Annotated in this window: 13 protein-coding genes and 1 tRNA gene; 5 read left to right on the forward strand and 9 right to left on the reverse strand. The window is 62.0% G+C overall.

The window, feature by feature from the left end; all coding sequences use genetic code 11:
- Positions 1–60: 60 nt before the first annotated feature.
- The 7 genes from MMAR10_RS06880 to MMAR10_RS06910 form a co-directional block, all read right to left on the reverse strand.
- A complete protein-coding gene (locus MMAR10_RS06880) occupies positions 61–1,332 on the reverse strand; it encodes an amidohydrolase family protein (RefSeq protein WP_150099729.1) in 1,272 nt (423 codons plus the stop codon).
- Entirely contained in the window at positions 1,332–2,759 is a 1,428-nt protein-coding gene (locus MMAR10_RS06885; RefSeq protein WP_011643265.1) for an amidohydrolase, read from the reverse strand. Before MMAR10_RS06885 ends, MMAR10_RS06880 begins: the two co-directional genes overlap by 1 nt.
- A 161-nt stretch (positions 2,760–2,920) precedes the next feature.
- Positions 2,921–5,536 (reverse strand): M14 family zinc carboxypeptidase, encoded by a 2,616-nt coding sequence (locus tag MMAR10_RS06890; RefSeq protein WP_011643266.1) that lies wholly within the window; start codon positions 5,534–5,536, stop codon positions 2,921–2,923.
- Between the two features lie 114 nt (positions 5,537–5,650).
- A complete protein-coding gene (gene parE / locus MMAR10_RS06895; protein WP_011643267.1) occupies positions 5,651–7,669 on the reverse strand; it encodes a DNA topoisomerase IV subunit B in 2,019 nt (672 codons plus the stop codon).
- A gap of 168 nt (positions 7,670–7,837) precedes the next feature.
- The gene (locus tag MMAR10_RS06900) at positions 7,838–11,014 is read right to left on the reverse strand and encodes an autotransporter outer membrane beta-barrel domain-containing protein (RefSeq protein WP_011643268.1); all 3,177 of its coding nucleotides are present in this window, start codon (positions 11,012–11,014) and stop codon (positions 7,838–7,840) included.
- 168 nt (positions 11,015–11,182) lie between these two features.
- Positions 11,183–12,586 carry a type I glutamate--ammonia ligase gene (glnA, locus tag MMAR10_RS06905; protein WP_011643269.1) on the reverse strand — a complete coding sequence of 468 codons (1,404 nt, stop codon included), beginning with the start codon at positions 12,584–12,586 and terminating at the stop codon, positions 11,183–11,185.
- Between the two features lie 32 nt (positions 12,587–12,618).
- The gene (locus MMAR10_RS06910) at positions 12,619–12,957 is read right to left on the reverse strand and encodes a P-II family nitrogen regulator (protein WP_011643270.1); all 339 of its coding nucleotides are present in this window, start codon (positions 12,955–12,957) and stop codon (positions 12,619–12,621) included.
- A gap of 130 nt (positions 12,958–13,087) precedes the next feature.
- Between MMAR10_RS06910 and MMAR10_RS06915 the strand changes: the two genes are divergently transcribed.
- From MMAR10_RS06915 to MMAR10_RS06925, 3 genes are all read left to right on the forward strand, one after another.
- Entirely contained in the window at positions 13,088–14,602 is a 1,515-nt protein-coding gene (locus MMAR10_RS06915; RefSeq protein ID WP_190273963.1) for an NAD(P)H-hydrate dehydratase, read from the forward strand.
- Between the two features lie 70 nt (positions 14,603–14,672).
- Complete coding sequence (locus MMAR10_RS06920; RefSeq protein WP_011643272.1) at positions 14,673–16,949, forward strand: NADP-dependent malic enzyme; 2,277 nt, start codon at positions 14,673–14,675, stop codon at positions 16,947–16,949.
- A gap of 398 nt (positions 16,950–17,347) precedes the next feature.
- Positions 17,348–18,784, forward strand: coding sequence for an MATE family efflux transporter (locus tag MMAR10_RS06925; protein ID WP_011643273.1), 1,437 nt, complete (start codon positions 17,348–17,350; stop codon positions 18,782–18,784).
- On the opposite strand, the gene MMAR10_RS06930 is transcribed toward MMAR10_RS06925, so the two are convergent.
- Both MMAR10_RS06930 and MMAR10_RS06935 read right to left on the reverse strand, forming a co-directional pair.
- Entirely contained in the window at positions 18,781–19,389 is a 609-nt protein-coding gene (locus tag MMAR10_RS06930) for a methyltransferase domain-containing protein (RefSeq protein WP_011643274.1), read from the reverse strand. The two genes, MMAR10_RS06925 and MMAR10_RS06930, sit on opposite strands and share 4 nt — an antisense overlap.
- A gap of 32 nt (positions 19,390–19,421) precedes the next feature.
- Positions 19,422–20,657, reverse strand: coding sequence for a hypothetical protein (locus MMAR10_RS06935; protein ID WP_041636852.1), 1,236 nt, complete (start codon positions 20,655–20,657; stop codon positions 19,422–19,424).
- A gap of 166 nt (positions 20,658–20,823) precedes the next feature.
- Between MMAR10_RS06935 and MMAR10_RS06940 the strand changes: the two genes are divergently transcribed.
- Positions 20,824–20,908: transfer RNA gene (locus tag MMAR10_RS06940), tRNA-Leu, on the forward strand.
- 207 nt (positions 20,909–21,115) lie between these two features.
- Positions 21,116–22,672: a trigger factor gene (gene tig, locus MMAR10_RS06945; RefSeq protein WP_011643276.1), complete on the forward strand. Its 1,557-nt coding sequence runs from the start codon at positions 21,116–21,118 to the stop codon at positions 22,670–22,672.
- Positions 22,673–22,712: the final 40 nt, after the last annotated feature.

Here is a 22,712-nt window from a genome sequence, read left to right on the forward strand (position 1 = left end):
CGCTTGGTGAGCGCAAAATACGGTGGCCCCGCTGCAAGTCAACGCAACAAGGCTGAACCGCTAACGCCGATAGGCGAATGGCGTCTCGTCCGTGATATTGATGTAACGGTCACGCAGGCGCGACTGACGCGAGTCCATGGCCGTCAACTCACCGTCGATGAGCACCGCTACCGGAGAACTCATCACCTCCAGCGGATCACCGTCCCAGACAACGACATCGCCGGCATAGCCTGTGGCCAAGGCCCCATAAAGTTCACCGACGCCGTAAATCTCGGCCGGTGTCAAGGTTATGGATCGGAATGCCTGATCCCACGCAACCCCGTTGGCGACGGCATTGCCGGCGTGCTGGGTAATCAGACGGGCATTGTAGTAGCCGTCAGAAGTCTGCGTTGTGTAGGCAAGCGTGACTCCCGCCGCATGAAGGCGCTGGGCTCCATCCAGCGTGGCGGCGATCTCGTCAAAAGAGGCCGGCAGGTTGCGCAGTGGGTCCAGCAGGACCGGAATGCCTGACGCTGCCAGCTCGTCCGCGACCAGCCAGGCTTCGGCGCCGCCCGTAATGATGATCTGGACTGGCGCATTTTCCGCTTTGAACCGGATCGCCCGACGCAGGTCGGCCGCGCGGTCGATGTTCAGGACCAGCGGCACTCGTCCGCGGACGACCGGCAGCAAGGCCTGTGCGTCAAAGCGGTTAAGCGCGTCGCCTTCATGATCGGCCGAGAATCGACCCGGATAGCCGCGGGCATCGTTGAATGCCGCTTCCAGATAGGCCCAGGCTGCCGGCCTGGATCCACCCGCGGTAGACGCGCCGGACTGGCTCAGATCGGCGAAGACAAAACTGCCGCTCTCGAACAGCGAGTCGGCGTCTCCGCCAGTTTCCACCAGAGCCCCCTGGCCGGCGAAGATATTGTGGCCGGTTGACGGATAGATGGCGGCCCGGGTCACGCCGCGCATACGGGTGGCGGCAATGTGCGTACCGGCCGGGTTGAAGCCATCGCTGACATCAAGGGCAACCGAGTAGGGCGAGTCGTCGGCGCCGGAATCGGTCGTCGACCCTTCCAGGGCAACCTCGATGAGGCCGATCTGGGTGACCGGGGCGAACAGGCCCGGCGTGATCCAGCCGCCATCAGCGTCGATGATCTCGGTGCCGTCAGGAATGCTCACATCGGTTCCGACGGCGACGATATTTCCGTCGCGTACGAGGACGGTGCCACTGGCGAGGACGCCCTGCTCAGTATTGGTCACCACGCGGCCATTGGTCACGGCGTAGGATTGCGCGAGGCTGGGAGTTGCACTGGCGAGGACCAGGGCGAGCGTTGGAAGGATGGTTTTCATCATTGATCTCCTTCACCCGGCTGGCCGAGCATGAAGTCTCGGACCGGTTGCTGGCTCTCGTCGCGGCGATCAAAGCTCAAGGCTCCGTCGATCCAGACAAGATCCGCGCGTGTGTATGTTGAATAGGGATTGCCCGACCAAAGCACGACATCGGCGCGCAATCCGGCCTGCAGGCTGCCTGTCTGGTCAGCGATTCCAAGCGCTTCAGCGGGATTGGAAGAGACCCAGCGCCAGGCTTCACCGTCGGAAATGTCCAGCCCGGCCCGGCGACCATCGCCCAGGGCCTTGGCCACTTCCTGATTGAGGCGCTGGATGCCCATGTCGCTATCGGAATGGATCATGGCGCAGGCCCCGTTGGCGTGCGTCATGGCCAGGTTTTCACGGATAGCGTCATAGGCCTCCATCTTGAACCCGCCCCAGTCGGCCCAGACGGCGGCACAGGTGCCGCTTTCGGCGAGCAGGTCGGGGATCTTGTAGGCTTCGACAGCGTGATGGAAAGTCGTCACCTGATAGCCAAACTCCTGCGACAGATCGATGATCTGGGCCATCTGGTCGGCCCGGTAACAATGCATCTGGATCAGGATCTCGCCGTCGAGGACGCCCATCAGGGTTTCCAGCTCGAGGTCGCGGGTCGGCGCCGAGGCATCTTCGCCGGCTTCTGCAGCGTCCCAGTACTCCTGCCAGCTGTCGCGATACTCAGAGGCCTCGATCCAGGCCGTGCGATAACCGGCCATATTGCCCATGTCGGTGGCCGGCGAGCGCCCGCGATTGCCGTAGACCCGCGACGGGTTTTCGCCGCAAGCCATTTTGAGCGTGTAGGGCGCGTCGGGAAATTTCATTTCCTGGACTGTCCGGGCTGACACATTGCGCAATGTCACGCCACGGCCACCGAACAAGTTGGCGGAACCAGGCAGCACGTGCAGCGTGGTGACGCCGCCGGCGAGGGCCGCTTCGAAGCCGGGGTCCTGTGGCCAGACACTGTGCTCGACCCAGACTTCCGATGTCACCGGCTGGGTCGCTTCATTGCCATCGCTGTGGGCGCTGACGCTCGGCGACGGGTAAGCACCAAGATGGGAGTGGATGTCGACCACGCCAGGCGTCGCATAACGCCCCGTCGCGTCAACCACGGTGGCGCCTTCCGGCGCCTCCAGACCGGTGCCGACGGCTACGATCCGGCCATTCTCGATCAGCACGTCGCCGCCTTCGATCTCACCGCCCAGGCCGTCAAACACCGTGCCGCCCTGGATGAGGGTGACGCCGCTGGGACGTGGCGTGTAGGTCGAGGGATAGGGATCGAGACTGTGTCGAACGATATCGGTATCTGACGAGGCAGCTTCGGGACCGTCGCTTTCGGTGCCCGAGCTGCACGCTGCCAGACCCAGAGCGGCTATTGCCGCCAAGCTTGGCATCCATGCCTTGAAAGTCATTGTTATTCCCCACTTTGCGTCCAGCGTGACGGGGCCGGACGAGATGCATGATTGAACGCCTTCACGACCGGGGCGTCAAACCCTGATCCAATGATCGCCTTGTGAAAATCTGGCCGGTGAGAAATCCCGGCGCGGACAGGCGTGTTCGCGCCGGGACGAGTTTATTCCTCTTCGTATTCGCCGAAAGGCCGGTCGATCAATCCGCCAAAGAATATCGCATTCATGAACGCCCGTTCCGTACCGCGGAAGGTCGCACGGAAGGTCGGATTATCGGCAAACATGACCACCGTTCCGCGACCATGCCGCTGGGCGATGATTGCGGGTGTGCCAGCGATCTCATCCTGCCGGCGCTGCGACGCATAGCCAGACAGAAGCGGCGCCTCGGTGTATTCGGCGACAACGGCGAAGGGATTGTCCTCTGGTCGTTGCAGCGTGAAGCTGGTGTTGCGATGGACAGGCAGATCACGGTCGGAATAGCCAAAACCGATCGGGTTCGACGGGTCGAGATCGGTCTGGAAGATCGCGCCGCCAATCACATGTTCAGCATCGTCGACGCCCATATCGGCATAATTCCGGCGCTCGGTTGGTGCTTCCCCATCGTCATCCGCATCGTTATCGACAGCTTCCATTCCGAGAAATTCGGTCTGTGCCATTCGTGAGGCCTGGCGCATGGTCACAAGGATGCCGCCATCCTCACGGATCCACTGATTCACCCGCTCTCTGGTGCGGTCCGACAGGCCGGTATTGCCGCCGCCGACGATGACCAGGTGCGTGTATCGCGACCAGTCCATGCCGCCCAGCTCGTTCTTGCGACGCAAGGTGACCGGGATGTGCATGCGGTGATCCAGCTGGTGCCAGACTTCGCCCGCGTCATAGCTGGCCAGACCGTCGTCAAACAGGACCAGGATTTCGGGGCGTCGGACGGCCCTGAAACCGTTGCCATCGCCCAGATCCGGAGACCCTGCGGCGGTGGAGCCGGACGTCACCGCGTGGACCGCAACGCCGTCTTCGCGAGCGATGGATGTGACCAATTGGTGGATAGCGTCATTGTCGACATCCTGGCCGATCAGCGGCACGAACACGGCTCCCGGCCCGAAGCTTGTCGCGCCCATATGGGTTGCGATGGCGGTCGGTTCGGTCGCAACACGCACCCGAAGGTCAGCATCCAGCAGGCGATAGAGGCCGCGCGGCGCGTAATAATCTGACCATCGCAGGACGTAACCATAGTTTGAGCGGGGCGGGGCCGGCGCTGCCAGCTCTGCCGGTTGGGCCGCGGCTCCCACTAGGTCTGCCGACCAGTCGCGACCCAGCGCGGTATAATCGAGGTCGTAGGCGAGGGGCAGGGTCCATCCCGACACGTCGTAGAATACGTTCTCTTCGAAGGTCGTGAGCCGGTCGAACATCGATCGGATCATTGTGTATTGGGGTTGCGCCAGGGTGACGACAAAGCTGTCATCTGACCGATAGGTGCGCCCATTGCTACGGACGTCTCGGGCCAATTGATTGACCCGTATATCGTGGCGGTTGAGCAGGTCGATGAACATGTTGACCCGCGCCGGGTCACCCTCGGCCGTAAATACAAAACCCCGATCACGATCCCGCTGCGCTGCGGTCATCGAGTTGGCGAAGAACTCGCGCTGGTAGGCCGCGATCTCGTCGCGTGCCGCGAGGCCACCGGCAATGGTGGTCAGCGAGGTCCGGAAATGGGTGCGGACATTGTCCGCATGACTGACCAGCCCGCGCCGGGATTCGATCAGGCCACCGCGGGCAGCGCCGATCTCGAAAAGGATGCCCAGCGAGCCATTGACCTGGGGATAGGTCGAGCCCTTGCCGACATAGAAATTGTCGAAGCCTTCCTCGGATGTGTAGAGGCGGGCCTCGCTGTCCAGGAAGCTGATGTGGTGGCGGGCGATACCGAGGGTAAGCTCGCGGGCCTGTTCCGGGATGAGAGGGTTGCGTCGCAGAGGCTCTCCCGGGTGGAAATAGAAGGTGCTTTCCGTCCCCATCTCATGGAAGTCGGCAGACACTTGCGGCTTCCACTCGTGCCATTGTTCCAGCCAAGCTTGCGATTCAGGCTGTGTCTGGAGCAACCACTGCCGGTTAAGGTCAAACCAGTAGTGATTGGTCCGGGCCGCAGTCCATAAATTGTGTTGTTCGTGGGCCGGATCGGTGGTGCGGATATCCCCGCCGAAGGTCTCGACATGGTTGACCCGGCGGGAGTGACCGTCGGGATTGAATATGGCGGTGATCAGGATGACGCTTTGGTCGAGGGTTGCCTCGATCTCGTCGCCCTGCGCAGCGGCCAGGTGATAGAGCGTCGGGATGGACGCATCCATGCCGGCCGACTCGGCGCCGTGTACGCCATAATTCAGCCAGACAACCGCGGGTCCGTCATTGGCGGCTGCACCGGGTTCCAGTGAGGCCAGGTGAGCGGCCCGGATGTCGTCGATCCGCGCGTGGTTTTCGGGCGAGGTGACGACAAAAAAGAGGATCGGGCGGTGTTCGTGCGTATAGCCGATGGTCTCGACGGAGATCCGGTCGGAACCGTCGGCGATTTGCGAGAGATAACTCACCAGCTGGTCGTGGCGGACCGGGCGGTCGCCGAGACCCCAGCCAATCACCTCTTCCGGTGTCGGCACAGCGGCATCGTAGGACACGCCGTCGACCTGGAAGAATTCGATTGGTTCGGCCGCTGCCATGCCGGCAATGGTGACCGCGCCAAGGGCGAGCAGCGCGCAGCCGGCAAGTCCTGAACGAAAAGAGCGTCGCTTCATCATCGGAATCCCCTCGTGATTCTGTCGGTCATCTCATAGGGGGAGGCTAGCGCGCTGCCGGCGCTTGTCTACTCACCGGACAGTCAGGTAACGAAACGAGGCGGCCTGGTCCGGGGACTAAAGATCCAGGTCTTCTGTCACGAAGGTGGCGTTGTCCTGGATGAACTTGAATCGCGCTTCCGGCTTCTTGCCCATCAGTGTTTCGACCAGTGCCTCGAGCGTCGGCATGTCATTTTCGTCGATGACGACCCGGGCGAGGGTGCGCACGGCCGGGTCCATCGTGGTCTGCTTGAGCTGGGACGGGGTCATCTCGCCGAGACCCTTGAACCGCCCGACTTCGATTTTGCTGTTGGCCTTGAACTCGTCCCGGATCAGCTGTTCCCGGTGGGCATCGTCGCGCGCATATAGCGTACGGCTGCCTTGGGTGAGCCGGTACAAGGGTGGTTGGGCGAGGAAAAGTCGTCCGGAATGGATCAATTCCGGCATCGAGCGATAGAAGAAGGTGATGAGCAAGGCCGCGATGTGGGCGCCGTCGACATCGGCGTCAGTCATGATCACGACGCGCTCATAGCGCAGGTCTTCGAGCTTGAACTTGCTGCCGGTCAGACAGCCCAGCGCCAGAAGGAGGTCACTGATCTCCTGATTGGCCGAAATCTTGTCGGCCGTCGCAGAAGCCACGTTCAGGATCTTGCCGCGCAGCGGCAGAATGGCCTGGGTCTGGCGTGAGCGGGCCTGTTTGGCGGAACCGCCGGCCGAGTCGCCCTCGACCAGGAAGAGTTCGGTCCCGTCGGCGTCGGCCCGCGAACAATCGGCCAGCTTGCCAGGCAGGCGAAGACGCCGAGACGCGGTCTGGCGCTTGACGTTCTTCTCCTTGCGGCGACGCATACGGTCGTCGGCACGCTCGATGGCAAACTCGACCAGTTTGGCCGCTTCTTTCGGTGACCCAGCCAGCCAGTGGTCGAACTGGTCACGGACCGCTGTCTCAACAAGCTTGGTTGCTTCCGGTGTCGCCAGTCTTTCCTTGGTCTGGCCCTGGAATTCAGGGTCGCCGATGAAGACCGAGACCAGGGCGCCTGCGCCGCCCAACACGTCTTCCGCCGTGATCTGGCTCGCCTTCTTGGCATGGGTGTGCTCGGCATAGGCTCGCAGGCCCTTTGAGAGTGCGGCGCGCAGCCCTTGCTCATGTGTCCCGCCTTGCGGCGTGGGAACGGTGTTGCAGTAGGACTGGCAAAACCCGTCCGCGTCCCCGCCATAGCCATTCCCCGACCAGGTGATCGCCCATTCCACGCCACCGGCGCCATCCTCGCGCTCGACGCGGCCGCTGAAACCCTCGGCCGTCACCAGGGCGCGTTTTTCGGCCAGCTCGGCCATACGGTCGGCGAGACCGCCCGGGAAGCACAGAATGTCGTCGGCTGGAATATCCGTGCCTTCAACCAGGCTGGGCGCGCAACGCCACTGGATCTTGACGCCCCGGCGCAGGAAGGCTTTCGAGCGGGCCATGGCGTAGATGCGGGCCGGTTTGACCGACATCTTGTCTCCGAAAATCTGGGTATCCGGCAGGAACCTGATTTTCGTCCCGCGCCGGTTCGGTGCCGGCCCGACCTTGACCAGAGGCCCTTGCGGCAAACCGCGGGAATAGGACTGGGTCCACAGCGTTTTCTCGCGAGCGACTTCGACGTCGAGAACCTCGGACAGGGCATTGACGACCGAGATGCCGACACCGTGCAATCCGCCGGATGTCTTGTAGGCGCTGTCGGAGAACTTGCCACCGGCATGGAGAATGGTCAGCACGACTTCCAGAGCGGACTTGTCGGGATATTTGGGGTGAGGGTCAACGGGGATGCCGCGGCCATTGTCCGTGACCGTGATATAGCTGTCTTCGTCGACTGCGACCTCGATCCGATCAGCCCAGCCGGCGACGGCCTCGTCCATCGAGTTGTCGAGGATTTCCGCGAACAGGTGGTGATAGGCGCGCTCATCCGTGCCGCCGATATACATGCCGGGGCGGCGGCGGACCGCCTCAAGGCCTTCGAGAACCTCGATATGGGCAGCTGAATAGCCGGGGGCCGGCGCTTTTGATGGCGTCGGCGCTGGTGCGCCTGAGAACAGGTCGGAATCGGAGTTCTGGTTCGACATGTATCCACTTTGCACGAGTCGGCGGTTGGTAGGGAATTCTACGCAGGGAATGGTGCTTGATCAGCCTGCCTGTACAGCCCCGGGCGGAATTCTCATCGGTCATCCACATAAAAAACGCCCCGGCTGACGGGCAGCCGGGGCGTTTGTTCCACGAAGAAGGCGTGCGGCCTAGAAGACCATCCGCATAACGAGGCGGGCAGTGTGGCGAATGAAGTCCTCGCGCACATCGGCATCATAATCGAATGAGAAGGTCGAATAACCCGAACCGGCTGCGATTCCGAAGCCGAATATCCCGCCAGTGCCAGGCATTGACTGCGAGCGCAGGGTAAAGGTGTCGTCGAAGTCAGCGAAGCTAGCGTCCGTTTCCGATTCGCCACCGCCGAACTCGTTGCGGAAACCGACGCGCACACTCGGCGACCACCAACTATTGGTGTTCTCGAAGCGGGCGCCAAGGGTCAGAAGGCCGGTCCCGGAGAAGCTCGACGTCTCACGATCATCGACCGTCAGATCAACACCGACACCGCCGCCGGTTTCGGTATATCCGCTTTCGGACAGGCGCAAATAGTCGACCGAGAATGCCGGGCGGACAAACCAGCTGTCGCCAACGGCTATGTCGCGTGCGATCCGGGCCGAGGCCGAGGTGTGCCAACCCGTCCAGTCTGCGGTAGGTGAGGCGTCAAAGGCGCCAATGAGGACCCGGCGATTGTGCTCGAAGCTGTCATAGCCAACAGCTCCGTAAACATCGAAATCAAACGTCCCGAAACGGGCGCCAGCATAGGAGCCGATCTGGGCCGTGATGGCACTCATCGGCTCGTCAACACCATTGACTTCCGAGACTTCACTCGCCGCGCCAACCACATTCAGACCAACGGCGTAGAACGGCCCGACCGGGCGGTCGAAGCCGACGGCGACGCCGATACCATGTCCACGATAGCCCGGACCAAATGCGCTTCCTGCCCGATCCGCGAAATAGCCGAATTCCTGAACCCAGAGACCACCGGACTCTTCAGGACTGCGACGAACGGCCTCGAGGCGGTTGGCGAGGGCGCCGACCGCACTGTCATTGGCCGCAAGAGCAAATTGAATGGCACTTGCGGAGTATTCCGGCAGAAGCTGATCATAAGCCGCGAAGAACTCGTCCTGGGTCAGCAAGGACGCGATGGCCTGACCGAGTTCATCATTGTTCTGCCACCCTTCGAGCGCTGCGGTATAGGCCGCGCCCTGGTTCGCATTCATCCCCAACTCGTCCGCAGTGCGGCGACGCAGCGTGAGAATCAGTGCGTTGGCATTGTTCGGATCGAACTCCAGATTGGACTCATAGAGCCAGGGTGCTTCCGTGTCCTGGAGAATATCCAGGCTTTCTTCGATCACCAGATTATTGGCGGAGACCACCACAAAGGTTGCACCGTCACCGATCAGATTGGCCAAGGTCGCAGCAACGCGGGAACCGGACTGGAAGGTGATGTCACCCGAAGCCGTAATGTTCGCGGCGGTACCGCTCTCATCATCGATCTGGAATCGGATCACCGAGCCATCACCGAAGCGGGCGGTTGTGATGTTGGCGCTTGTATTGGCACCGAGGGACAGCTGGGCCCCATCAACTTCAACCACAAGATTGCCGTCGGAGTCAGTCAGCCCGCCGGTCACGATACCGCCAGTGATCATGAGTTGATCAGCACCGTCGCCGAAAGCGATGTCGCCGGTCACGACGCCCGACTCAATCTGGAGGACATCATCACCCGATCCGAGGCGGACTTCACCGATGATCTCCTCGACATGATCGTCTGCAGCATCGGCGGCGCGATACTGACGGATGGTCGTGCCAATCGTGTTCGCTGACAGGTCGATCGCGACAAGGTCATCAACCTGCGGATCGGTGCCGACCACAGAGTTCAGATGGTAGGCCGCAATCTCACCGGTGTTCTCAATCATCGTCAGCGAGTTTGACAGGTCGGTCAGTGCGACGGCGCCGCCCCCGTTCAGGGACGTGGCGTCGATGATGCCGGAGTTGACCAGCATTGGCACGCTGGCGCCGGTATCGATGTAAACACCGCGGGCGAGAGCCCCTTCACCATTGGTCCGGACCAGAATGTCCCCGGTATTGGCAAAGGTTGGTACAATCGCGCCCATACCCATGACCACACCGGTGGATGTGGCGGACCAGGCGGAACCACCGATATTGCCGTCATTCAGAAAGCCGCCGGTCAGGCTGACCGTGTGTCCGTCCGCGCCGCTGACTTGCAGCCCGATCGTGTCGATGCCGTCCAGATTGCCCTGGGCATTGATGGCTCCACGGTTGACGAGAGCGTAGCCGATCAACTCGGCAGCGACGCTTTCGTCGACATCGGCTGTATCCGGGTCATCGGCAATCGCTTCCAGCACGACTTCACCGAGAACAATGTCCCCGGAGCTCGCATTGGCAAGGATATGGGCGGCCGGAGCCGAACCGCGTACTGTAATGCTCGTTGACGGGGTGCTCGGGCGATCCGCGGAATAGCCACTGAAGAAGACGCCGCCGCCGATATTGCCATTTATGAGGACAGGGGACCCGCTCTGGCCTGTGTCTTCGGCTTCAAGACTGGCGCGCGCTTCCTCGCCCGGACGTCCGACAAAGCGATAGGCTGTTGCGGTCACGGTCGCGCCGATACTCACACCGCCATCCACATCGCTGGCGATGAGAATGCTGCCGCTGTCTTCACCTTGGATCTCCACCCGGCCGTCGATTTCGACATCGCCGGTGACATGGCCTCGGATTTCGACCCCGAAGCTGTTGTCACCGATGGCGCGAACATTGCCGGCCAGGTCGATATTTCCGTCCAGACCCGTCAGCACGCGCAGACCCGCCGAATCATTGCCGATCACCGTCATCGTGCTGCCGGCGGTGGCGATGATGTCGCCGGTGAACACGGCGTTGCCATCGACAAGGATTGCGACACGGTTCGACCCGACGGCAAGCGGCCCGTCGACCATGCCGTCCGCAGGGTCGTCCGTATCGCCGGCGCGGGTCTCGGCCAGGACCTGGATCAGGCCGGAATGGGTGATCGTACCGGAATTGCCGCCGATCGCGTGAATGCCGACACCGCCATCATCATCGCCTTCGAGGATGATGCTGCCGCTGTTGGTCACGTCGTTATCACTGTCGATGGTGACCGCCGTGGCGCCCGGAACCAGGGTAACGCGGCCGCCTGCCGAGATGACGATGTTGTCGGGAACGCCGCCATCGCCTGCCGTAGACGTTGCGATCGGGGTGGTGATCTCGTCCGTGATTTCGCGATCTGCAAAAGCGGCAGGAGCTGTAACGGTCAGCGAAACAAGGGCGCTGGCGAACAAGAAACGGCGACGCATACGAACTCCTGACAGGACTTCCCAACGGGGTTGGGTCGATTGGTGCACGATTTGTAGCGAATGCCCGGGCGCTCGTCGACCTTGTCAGGTGTTCTCCGGTCAAAAGAAAACGGCCGGGCAAATGCCCGGCCGCTGCTTTTGACCACAACTCGGTCGAAACTGTTTGAATTAGCAGGAGTAATACATGTCGAACTCGACCGGGTGCGGATGCATTTCGTAGCGCAGCACTTCTTCCATCTTGAGGTCGATATAGGCGTCGATCTGGTCGTCATCCATGACACCGCCCTTCTTGAGGAAGCCGCGGTCAGCGTCGAGTGATTCCAGAGCCTCACGGAGCGACCGGCATACGGTCGGAATATCCTTGAGCTCTTCCGGCGGAAGATCATAGAGGTCCTTGTCCATGGGATCACCCGGATCGATCCGGTTCTCGATGCCGTCGAGGCCGGCCATCAGGAGGGCTGCGAAGGTCAGATATGGATTGCCGGCGGGATCCGGGAAGCGGGTCTCGAGACGCTTGGCGTTCGGCGAACCGACCCATGGGATGCGGATCGAAGCCGACCGGTTGCGGGCCGAATAGGCAAGCAGGACCGGCGCTTCAAAGCCGGGAACGAGACGCTTGTAGGAATTGGTCGAAGCGTTGGCGAAAGCGTTGATCGCGCGGGCATGCTTGATGACGCCGCCAATGTAATGAAGGCAGGTTTCCGACAGGTCGGCATAACGGTCGCCGGCGAACATCGGCTTGCCGTCTTTCCAGATCGATTGGTGCACATGCATGCCGGTGCCATTGTCGTTCCAGACCGGCTTGGGCATGAAGGTCGCGGTCTTGCCATAGGCATGGGCCACCATGTGGACGGTGTATTTGTACAGCTGCAGGCGGTCGGCCATCGTCGTCATCGACGAGAATTTCATGCCGAGTTCGTGCTGCGCTGGCGCCACCTCGTGGTGGTGTTTCTCCGGATTGAGGCCGAGCTCTTCCATCACGGTCAGCATCTCGGTACGCATGTCCTGGCCGCTATCGACCGGATTGACCGGGAAGTAGCCGCCCTTCGGTCCCGGGCGATGGCCCATATTGCCGCCTTCGAACTTGGACCCGGTATTGTGAGGCATTTCCTCACTGTCCAGCTTGTAGCCGGTGTCCTGCTGGCTGGTGGAGTAGCGGACGTCATCGAAAACGAAGAACTCCGCTTCCGGCCCGAAATAGGCAGTGTCACCGATGCCGGTGGACTTCAGGAAGGCCTCGGCCTTCTTCGCCGTGGTGCGCGGGTCACGGTTATAGGCTTCGCCGGTACCCGGCTCGAGGATGTCGGCCAGAAGAACCGCGGTCGGCTGCTGGTAGAACGGGTCAACCTCGCAATAGCTGGCATCCGGCTTGAGGACCATGTCGGACTCGTTGATCGCTTTCCAGCCGGCGATTGAGGAGCCGTCGAACATGACGCCGTCCTCGAAGAAGTCTTCGTTGACTTCCGAGCGGTCGAACGTGACGTGCTGCAGCTTGCCGCGCGGGTCGGTAAAGCGCAGGTCGACATACTTGATGTCTTCGTCTTTGAGCTTTTTGAGAATTGCGTCTGACATGGGCCAGGCTCCAGATATTTGATCAGATTGGACTAAAGGGCATCGCGACCGGTCTCGCCGGTCCGGATGCGGATAACGCTTTCGATCGGGCTGACGAAAATCTTGCCGTCCCCGATACGCCCGGTCTGGGCTGCGGTCTGGATGGCTTCCACGGCCGCTTCGACACGGTCAGCAGGCAGGACCAGCTCGATTTTGATCTTGGGCAAGAAATCGACGACGTATTCAGCGCCGCGATAGAGTTCGGTATGCCCTTTTTGTCGACCGAAACCCTTGGCTTCGATAACAGTCAGGCCTTGCACACCGATCTCCTGCAGGGCCTCCTTCACGTCATCAAGCTTGAAGGGTTTTATGATCGCTTCGATTTTCTTCATCACGGACTCCATGATCTCGACGGGACGCTAGGCGCGGTGTGGCCGGTGACAAGACAGAAACCGGACTCCTCGACAGGCCGGTCAAGATATGCCCCACAATCGGGCAGGATTGCTACACAATGGGGCGCATATGACCACCGCTATCCTTGCAACCGCTGACAGCGCAGTTTGTGATCACTTCGCTATTGAGAATGGCGTTGAGGTTCAAACCCTTATGGATCGAGCGGGGCGCGCGGTTGCGAATGCGATTCGGGCCCGCTGGGCGCCTGTCCCTGTCTTGGTGCTGGCCGGGCCGGGCAATAATGGTGGCGATGGGCTGGTCGCCGCGCGGGTCCTGCGCGAAGCGGGCTGGCCTGTACGCGTGATGTTGCTGGCAGCGCGGGAAGGTCTTTCGACAGACGCAGCCAGAGCGTTGGAGGGATGGGGCGGCCTGGTTGAGTCCCCAGCCTCGGGATTTTTGGGGGATGCAGCGCTCGTGATCGACGCCCTGTTCGGCGCAGGTTTGTCGAGACCTGTCGAGGGAAGCGCGGCAGATTGGCTGGTCCGAATTCGTGATAGTGGCCTGCCGGTGGTCTCAGTCGACTTGCCCAGCGGGATAAACGGGGATGCGCGCCCCTTGGCAGCGCCCCACCTGACGGCCGATCTGACAATCACCTTTCATTGCAGAAAGCTGGCGCACCTGGTTGAGCCTTTTGCGGAAATGTGTGGTGAAACTGTCTGTGTCGATATTGGTATCCCGGACGGTTGGGAAGCCCGGGTAACGCCAGTGGCGCGAGAGGTCGACAATCCCGACTGGAAACCGGTCGAGCCCTCCGGATATCTCAGCTTGCACAAACATGCTCGCGGCCGCGTGGCGGTGTTCAGTGGGGGCAGCCAGTCCTCAGGCGCCGGGCGTCTGGCAGCGGCCGGCGCGCTACGCGCCGGCGCCGGCGTGGTGACACTTTGTACGCCGCCCTCGGCCAGCCTGGTCAATGCGGCGCATCTGACCGCCATCATGCTGGCCAGGTGGGGTAGTGACGATCAGATTGGTGAAGTACTGACCGGCTTGCGTGCCGAGGCTGCCGTCCTGGGGCCGGCCCTGGGTGTTGGTCCGGCCACGCGCAAAGCCGTGCTGGGTGCCCTGGAGGCCAATGTCCCTCTGGTCCTCGATGCGGATGCTTTGACCAGTTTTGCCGACGATGCGGATAGTCTTGTCGACCAATTGCATGATCGGTGCGTCCTGACACCGCATCATGGCGAGTTTTCCAGGTTGTTCGGGGAGGGCAGACCGAACTGGAACAAGCTCGAGCAAGCCCAGTCTGCGGCGGACCGGTGTGGCTGCACGGTGTTGCTCAAAGGTCCGGCGACCATCATCGCAACGCCGGGGCTGACACCATGGATAAACCGACATGCCTGCCGCTGGCTGGCCACGGCGGGGAGCGGGGATGTCCTGGCCGGCATCATTGCGGCAGGACTGGCGGCGGGCATGTCGCCGCATGACGCGGCGGCCGGCGCGACCTGGCTGCACGGAGATGCCGCCTTGCGCCAGGGGGCAGGAATGACCGCCGAGGACCTTCCCGACGCCTTGCCAGGCGCGCTGCAAGCCCTGCAACGACGAAGGCGCCAAACGGCAGCGCTGAGCCATCTCCTGTCGCATGGAAGCTAGGCGTTAGCGGGACTTGGCACCTGACGCGGAGCGGTACATGGTCGGAACCGCACACTTCCCGGGATGAATCATGGCTGAATCGACCTATCGCGCAGACACACAACTCGATGCGGATGCACTCGCCTTTCATATGAAGCCGACGCCTGGCAAGCTGTCTGTGGCCTCGACCAAGCCAATGGCGACCCAACGTGATCTGGCGCTGGCCTACAGCCCGGGCGTGGCCGCGCCGGTTCGGGCCATCGCAGCCGATCCGGACACGGTCTACGACTATACCTCCAAGGGCAATATGGTCGCCGTCGTGTCTAACGGGACGGCCATTCTCGGGTTGGGGAATCTCGGTCCCGCGGCATCGAAACCGGTCATGGAAGGCAAGGCTGTCCTGTTCAAACGCTTTGCGGATATCGACGCTGTCGACATCGAGGTCGACTACACCGATCCGGAAAAATTCATCGCCTGCGTGCGCGGATTCGGCGACACATTCGGCGGCATCAATCTGGAAGATATCAAATCGCCGGAATGCTTCGAAATCGAGACGCGCCTGCGCGAGGAACTCGACATCCCGGTCTTTCATGACGACCAGCACGGCACCGCCATCATTGCGGCGGCCGGGCTGATCAATGCCTGCGACCTGACCGGCCGGCGCATGGAAGATCTCAAGGTCGTGCTTTGTGGTGCCGGCGCTGCCGGTCTGACCGTGCTCGAACTGATCGAGTCGATGGGCGTGAAGTCGGCAAACACGATCGTGGTCGACATTGATGGTGTTGTTTATGAGGGCCGGCCAGGTGGCCATGAGCGTCTGAACAGGCATGCCATCAAGACCGACAAGCGGACGCTGGCGGACGCTGCCGAGGGTGCTGACGTCCTGCTCGGCCTGTCCGCTGCGGGTGTCTTCACCAAGGACATTGTCGCGTCTCTGGCGCCTAACCCGATCATTTTCGCGATGGCCAACCCGACACCGGAGATCACGCCGGAAGAGGTCAAGGAAGTCCGCAATGATGTGATCATGGCGACCGGTCGATCCGACTATCCCAATCAGGTCAACAACGTCCTCGGTTTCCCCTATATTTTTCGGGGCGCCCTGGATGTGCGGGCGCGTACGATCAATGAAGAGATGAAAATTGCAGCGGCGCAGGCACTGGCGGCGCTGGCCCGCGAAGATGTTCCCGACGAGGTGGCGCAAGCCTACAAGGTCGACCGGCTGCAGTACGGGCCGGACTACATCATTCCGACGCCCTTCGATCCGCGCCTGATTTCCTGGGTGCCGCCCTTTGTCGCCCAGGCAGCAATCGAGAGCGGTGTCGCCCGGCGCCCCCTCGAGGACAGCGAAGCCTACAAGCAGGTCCTGGCCCGTCGGCTCGACCCGACCGCGGCTGTCCAGCAGCGCATCACGGCATCGATCCGCGCTGCCCAGAAGACAATTGTCTTCGCGGAGGGCGAGGAACAGGCGGTCATTCGGGCAGCCCATGCCTTCCAGGTCCAGGGGTTGGGCAAGGCCATCCTTGTGGCACGCGAAGACGTGGTTGCCGCGAACATGAAGGAATTGGGCATTCCGGCCGGTTCGCTGGAAGTGTGCAATGCACGTCTGTCGGAGCACAATTCGGAATACGCCGACTATCTCTATGAGCGCTTGCAGCGCAAAGGCTATTTGCGTCGGGACGTGCAGCGCCGGGTCAATAACGACCGAAACGTGTTTTCGGCCTGCATGTTGAAAATGGGTCATGCCGACGGGATGGTCACCGGTGTGACCCGCCATTCCAATGTCGTGATGAAGGATGTCGAGCTGGTTCTGGACCCGATCGAGGGGAGCCGACCGGTTGGCGTGACGATCGCCATCACCCGTGGTCGCAGCCTGGTGATCGGGGATACGTCGGTGACGGAGTTTCCGGATGCGCAGGCTCTCGCGGAAATTGCGGAGGTCACCGCGAATGCGGCACGCCGTTTCGGGATAACCCCGCATCTCGCATTCCTGTCCTATTCCAGTTTCGGCAATCCACCGGGTGAGCGCACCGCCAAGATCCAGCAAGCCGTCGAGATCCTCGACGCCCAGGGTGCGGATTTCGAGTATGAAGGCGAGCTTGCGGCCGACGTCGCTCTGGACCCGGATCACCACAAACTCTACCCGTTTTCACGTCTCACCCAGCCGGCCAATGTGCTGATCATGCCGGCCATTCATTCGGCCTCGATCGCGGTCCGGCTACTCAAGGCAGCCGGCGGAGCGACGGTGATCGGCCCGATGCTGGTGGGTCTGGAAAAGCCGGTCCAGATCGCGCGACTGGGAGCCAATGTGACCGACATCGTCAATTTGGCGGGTATCGCGGCCTTCGACCTGAACAAGGTCCCGGGCTGAAGACGCGACATCCATCTCACTGTGAGTGCGAATTTAGTGTTTGGCGGGATAGGCTGTTGCACGAAGCGAATCCGGAGGGACAGCCAGGAGCTCGCTAAGTCTGAGAAGAATTCCCCACCTTGCCAGCTTTGCCGGGCGTAATGACTTTCTTCGCTTGCGGGGCAGTGCCAGCGGAGACACACGCTGTTCCGGCTTCTCGGTGCCGCAGATCGGCGCGGAACTCGCTGAGCCGAGCTGTGCGATGCCGCCGATGGACGGTGTTCAGGCCGAAATCGTCTGGACGGTCACGCGGACGCGATAATCGAAGCCCGGCCCTTCACAGCGATTTGACAGCGAGGCAGTGCAGACAGGCCCGACACTTCCTATCTATGCTCCGGCGTGAGTGAAGAGGGGACAATATGGCCGGACGTGCAGCCCATGACATGACGGAAGGTCCGGTATTCGGACATATCCTGCGCATGATCATGCCGATGAGTTTCGGCATCCTCGCCATGATGCTGGTCGGCATTGTCGATACCTATTGGGTCGGCACGCTGGGTACGGCCGAGCAGGCCGCAGTCCAGATGAGCTTTCCGGTCACCATGCTGGTAATGAGCGTGTCGATCGGGCTGGGGGCCGGCGCGGTTTCGGCCGTGTCACGGGCGGCTGGTCGCAAGGATGGCAGTTCGACCCTTGCCCGCATTTCCACCGACGCAATGTCCCTGGCGCTGATCTCCGTAGGCTCTGTTTCGCTACTCGGCGTTATCTTTGTCGAGCCGATTTTCGCCGGGCTCGGTGCCAGCGAAACCATGATGCCCCATGTCGTCGACTACATGACGGTCTGGTTCGCCGGGATCGTCCTGATCGTCGGCCCGATGGTTGCCGGCAATATCCTGCGGGCCCTGGGTCATGCAATCGTCCCAAGCCTGATGATGATCGCTGCTGCTGTCGTCAATCTGGTGCTGGATCCGATTTTCATCCTGGATGACGTCTTTGGCCTCTTCCCCGGACTTGGCTGGGGGGTGTCCGGCGCGGCGCTGGCGACTGTGGCGGCGAATGCCATGACTTTCCTGATGGTGGCCTGGTATCTGGTATTCAAGGAAAAGCTGATCGACTTCAAACCCGAAGACCTCGGTGAAGTCTGGCATCACTGGGTGGATGTGGCCCGGGTCGGTCTGCCGGCCTGTCTGTCGAATATTTTCAATCCCCTGGCGATGACGGTTGCCATGTCCGGGCTGGCCATGGCGCGTTTCGGTGATGCGGCGGTCGGCGGGCTTGGCGTGGCGGGCCGGATCGAGGCATTTGCGATTGTGCCCCTGTTTGCGCTGTCGGCCTGTATCGGCGCGGTTACGGGCCAGAATGGCGGCGCAGATCGACTGGACCGGGTCCGCGAGGCCTTCCGGTCCAGTTTCCTCTTCTGCATCGGCTGGAGCGTCTCGATCGCCGCCATCCTTTGGATCACGGCGCCCTGGTTGGCTGACCTGTTCCTGCCCAGTGAAGCCGGTCAGTCGGCGGCGATCGCCTACTGGCGCATCGTGCCGGTGACCATAGCCGGCTATGGCATCACGATAGCCGCTTCTGCCGGCTTCAACGGTTTGGGCCGGCCGGCCCATGGCATGGTGATCACGGCCAGTCGAGCGCTGGGTCTGATGATCCCGGCGGTCATTATTGGTGCCTACTATCTCGACGCACCGGTCGGCGTGATCTGGGGTGTCGCCTTCGCCAATGTTCTTGCCGGAGCCGCGACGGCGCTTTTCGTGCTGCTCCGCGCGCCGATGACCGCCAAGCATGGGCGTCAGCGCAAACGTCGCGCTGACCCGCAGGCCGATCCGGTTGCGGCCCAGGATACGCCCTAGCGGCGGATGAGGACCGCGCCGAGTTCGGCCTTGCCATTGAGCTGAGGATGAGGCCAGGGCTGGATGTCCGCTTCAGCCGGCCAGGTCCAGCGTTCGGCGGGAAAGAGGGCGCGCATGGCGTCGAGCGCGCAGTCAAAGGGCGGTCCGCCACGCTCGGGCTTTTGCATGAAGAGCGCATAGAGCCGCCCGCCGGGTTTCAACCATCGGGCCAGGGCTTCCTCATAGCGCGTTCGCAGGCGGGGGTGGATCGCGCACAGGAAGGTCTGTTCGTAGACCAGGTCGAGTGCTTGCTGCGGTTGCCAATCGAAGACGTCGCCAGTGATCAGCTCAACCTGTTGCCCGGCATCGGCGAACAGTTTTCTCTGCCATGCCATCGCCGTCCCGGAAAGGTCGGCGCCGGTCACCGCCAAGCCAGCCTGTGCCAGGGCGAGGAGTTCCGGAGAACGGCCACAGCCTGGAATGAGAGCGCGGTCGCCGGCAGCGAATGCGGATTGATGTTGCCAAGCTTCGAACGCCGGGTGCAATGCGCCGCGCTCCCAAGGCGTATTGCCGTCGATGAAGCGGGCTTCCCAATCAAACGCGGACCGGTTTTCGTCATGTGTCATGGCGGCACTATCGGGGACGCAAAAGGGCGCGTCTAGGCTGCCTTGTTCATGCGGTAGAGGTCGACCATGGAGAGGGATTGTGACGGGGCGGGAGTTGCCCGGTCCGCGACTACAGCCTGGCCGGAAAAGAAGCGGACGCCACTGGCCATCGCCGCCTTGAGGACGAGCAGGTCGCGCACGTCATGCAGATAGGTCGCGGCCTTCAGCTCGGCGGCTGCCTTCACCATCAGATTCAGGGCGCGGGCGTCATGGTCCATCATGCCCTCGGAATTGGCATTGGTCGGTGGCGGGCAGGCGCAGGAAAAAAGGCTGACGCCCTTGCCGGCAAATTGGCCCAGCTCGCATTCGCCGAAGGGGATTTCCGCCATCAGGCCAACGCCCAGCGGCGCCAGACCAGCCAGGGCGTCAGCTTGCACGCGCGGCTGGTCGCTGAGGCCGTCAACCCGAACGAGGAGGGACTTCCTCAATGGTTGCGGCAACTGCTCGATGAAATCTGTAAGGGCCGCGCGCTGGTCCCGGTCTTGCCAGCTGGAGGCATGGATGGCGGTGCGCAGTGTCATGCGCTTCTGTTTGCGGGCCAGTGCCGTGATCATTTCCGTCGCGGCCCCGAGTGCGCACTGGTCGAGGTCGAACTGACGGGCTGCGGACATCCGGGTTGAAATGGCCCGGCGGCCCTCCAGGGCGCGTCCGCCGATAACGATCTTTGCCAGGCAGGCATTCGCCGCCAACAATTGACGCTGGGCGTCCCAGAGCGGGCGATACTGGGCGATCACGCTTTCCTCCTCGCACTCCGCAACCGGGCGGGAGCGGGGCAGGGGGCGACTGTCTTCTTCGGACTTGACCGGGCGTGACGGCTTTTCTGCGGGCGTTGGCGGTGCTGTTGCTGTCGTAGCGGCGAGTTGCGAAATCTCGCTGGCATCAACCCGCGACGCCTGGGATTCCACGGCCATTGACTGGGTTTCGGGACTGCCGAGGAAAAAGGTCATCAACGCCTCGCCAAGCTCGGCCAGGAAGGCGGCCGGTTCGTCGGGCGGGCTTGCGAACAGGACGAGGAATCCCTCCTCGCAGGGGATCACAGCGTCATCCTCGTGTAGGCGTTTGGACAGGAATTGCTGTCCGGCCGTCATGATCTTCTTTTTCGCCGACGGCCAATTGTCACCGGCCTGCTCGCGCACGGCGTCCAGATTGAGCAGGCGGAACTGGCCGGCATCAATGCGCTCTCCGCGTGTCAGGGCCCGGCGGATGAAGGTTTTGAGGTCGGCAGTCATGAATGCTCTATCCGTGGGCGTCCTGGCAGCTGGCGTCCCGATCATGGTGGCGCCCAATGCTTAAGGCAGGATTGACCACGCTGCATCCGCCGGTCACCCGCGTCCGGTCATGCACAAGGGACGCTTGCACAGCCACGAAACCCAAGCCATAACGCCCGCCCGACCTGCGGATGTGGCGGAACTGGTAGACGCGCCAGATTTAGGTTCTGGTGCCGAGAGGCGTGGGGGTTCGAGTCCCTCCATCCGCACCATCTTCTTGGCCAACTCTCTGGAGTGGCAAGTCATCTGTTGACTGAGAGCGGGACGTCGATTTCAGGTCGGCACGCAGCGAACTGTGTGATGTGATGCGGGCCAACCGCTCCACAGCGTTGCACACGCCGAATCCGCGTGACATAACGCGCGCTCGATTTTGCACGCGGTTTCGACCGCCCGTCTGTTTGAAAATCTAAGGCTAACCCATGAACGTCATCGAGAAAGCTTCCGAAGGCTTGAGCCGCACCTATGAGATCGTCATCCCTGCTGACGACCTGCAAGCTCGCCTGGCGGCGAAGATCGAAGAGATCCGCCCAGAAGTCCGCCTGAAGGGCTTCCGCCCGGGCAAGGTGCCGACCAGCCACATCCGCAAGATGTTCGGCGAAAGCATCATGGGCGATCTGCTCAATGAGCTGGTTCCGGACACCACCCAGAAGACGCTCGACGAGAAGAAGCTGCGTCCGGCGTCCCAGCCTGACATCTCGGTGACCAGCGAAGCCAAGGATGTGCTCGCCGGCAAGGCCGACTTCGTGTTCGAGATCGCCCTTGAAATCATGCCTGATTTCGAGCCGGCCGATCCGGCCAAGCTGTCGGTCACGCGCCCGGTTGCCGAAGTCGAGGATGCGGAAGTCGATGAGGCGCTCGAGCGTCTGGCCAATGAGAGCCGTGAATTTGCCGCCAAGAAGGGCGGCAAGAATGCCAAGGCTGAAGACGGCGACGTCGTCGTGATCGACTTTGTTGGCAAGCTGGACGGCGAAGTCTTTGAAGGTGGGTCCGCCGAGGATGCGCGCGTCGCGATCGGTGACGGCGCCTTCATTCCGGGCTTTGAAGAGCAGCTGCTTGGCGCCAAGGTTGGCGAAGAGCGCGAGCTGAACGTCACCTTCCCGGAAGATTACCAGGCCGCTCAGCTGGCCGGTAAGGCCGCCGTGTTCGACGTGACTGTCAAAGGACTGGAGTCTCCCCAGGAGGCAAAAGTCGATGACGAGCTGGCCAAGCGCCTCGGCCTCGAAAACCTCGACGGGCTGAAAGATGCGCTGAAGAAGCGTTTCGCCGGTGAGCACGGTCAGCAGTCGCGCATGAAGGTCAAGCGTGACCTGCTCGACAAGCTGGACGCGGAACACAAGTTCGATCTGCCGCCGAAAATGGTCGGCGCCGAGTTCGACAATATCTGGCGCGAAGTGGCTCACGCCATCGAGCAGGACCAACTCGAGGACGAAGACAAGAACAAGTCGGAAGACGAGCTCAAGTCGGAATACCGCGAGATCGCCGAACGCCGTGTGCGCCTTGGTCTGGTGCTGGCCGAGATCGGCCGCCGCAACAATATCGACGTGACCCAGGAAGAACTGTCCCGCGCCATCAACCAGGAAGCGGTGAAGTATCCGGGCCAGGAGCGTCAGGTCGTCGAATTCTACCAGAAGAACCCGAACGCCGTCGCCCAGATGCGTGCGCCGATCTACGAAGAGAAGGTCGTTGATTACATCCTCGAGCTGGCTGACGTGACCGAGACCACCGTGTCCAAGGAAGCGCTGTACGCTGACGAGGACGAAGCGCCCGCCAAGCCGGCAAAAAAGGCCGTTGCAAAGAAAAAGGCACCGGCCAAGAAGGCGGCTGCCAAGTCCGACGACAAGCCGGCCGCGAAAAAGGCTCCGGCCAAGAAGGCTCCGGCCAAGAAAGCCGCCGCCAAGGATGAGGCACCTGCCAAAAAGCCGGCGGCGAAGAAGAAGGCTCCGGCCAAGAAGGCTGCTGCCAAGAAAGACGCGTAGACACAGTCGCGTTTCGCTTTGATACAGCGCCGGTGCTTCC

Source organism: Maricaulis maris MCS10 (assembly GCF_000014745.1).
Classification (GTDB): Bacteria; Pseudomonadota; Alphaproteobacteria; order Caulobacterales; family Maricaulaceae; genus Maricaulis; species Maricaulis maris_A.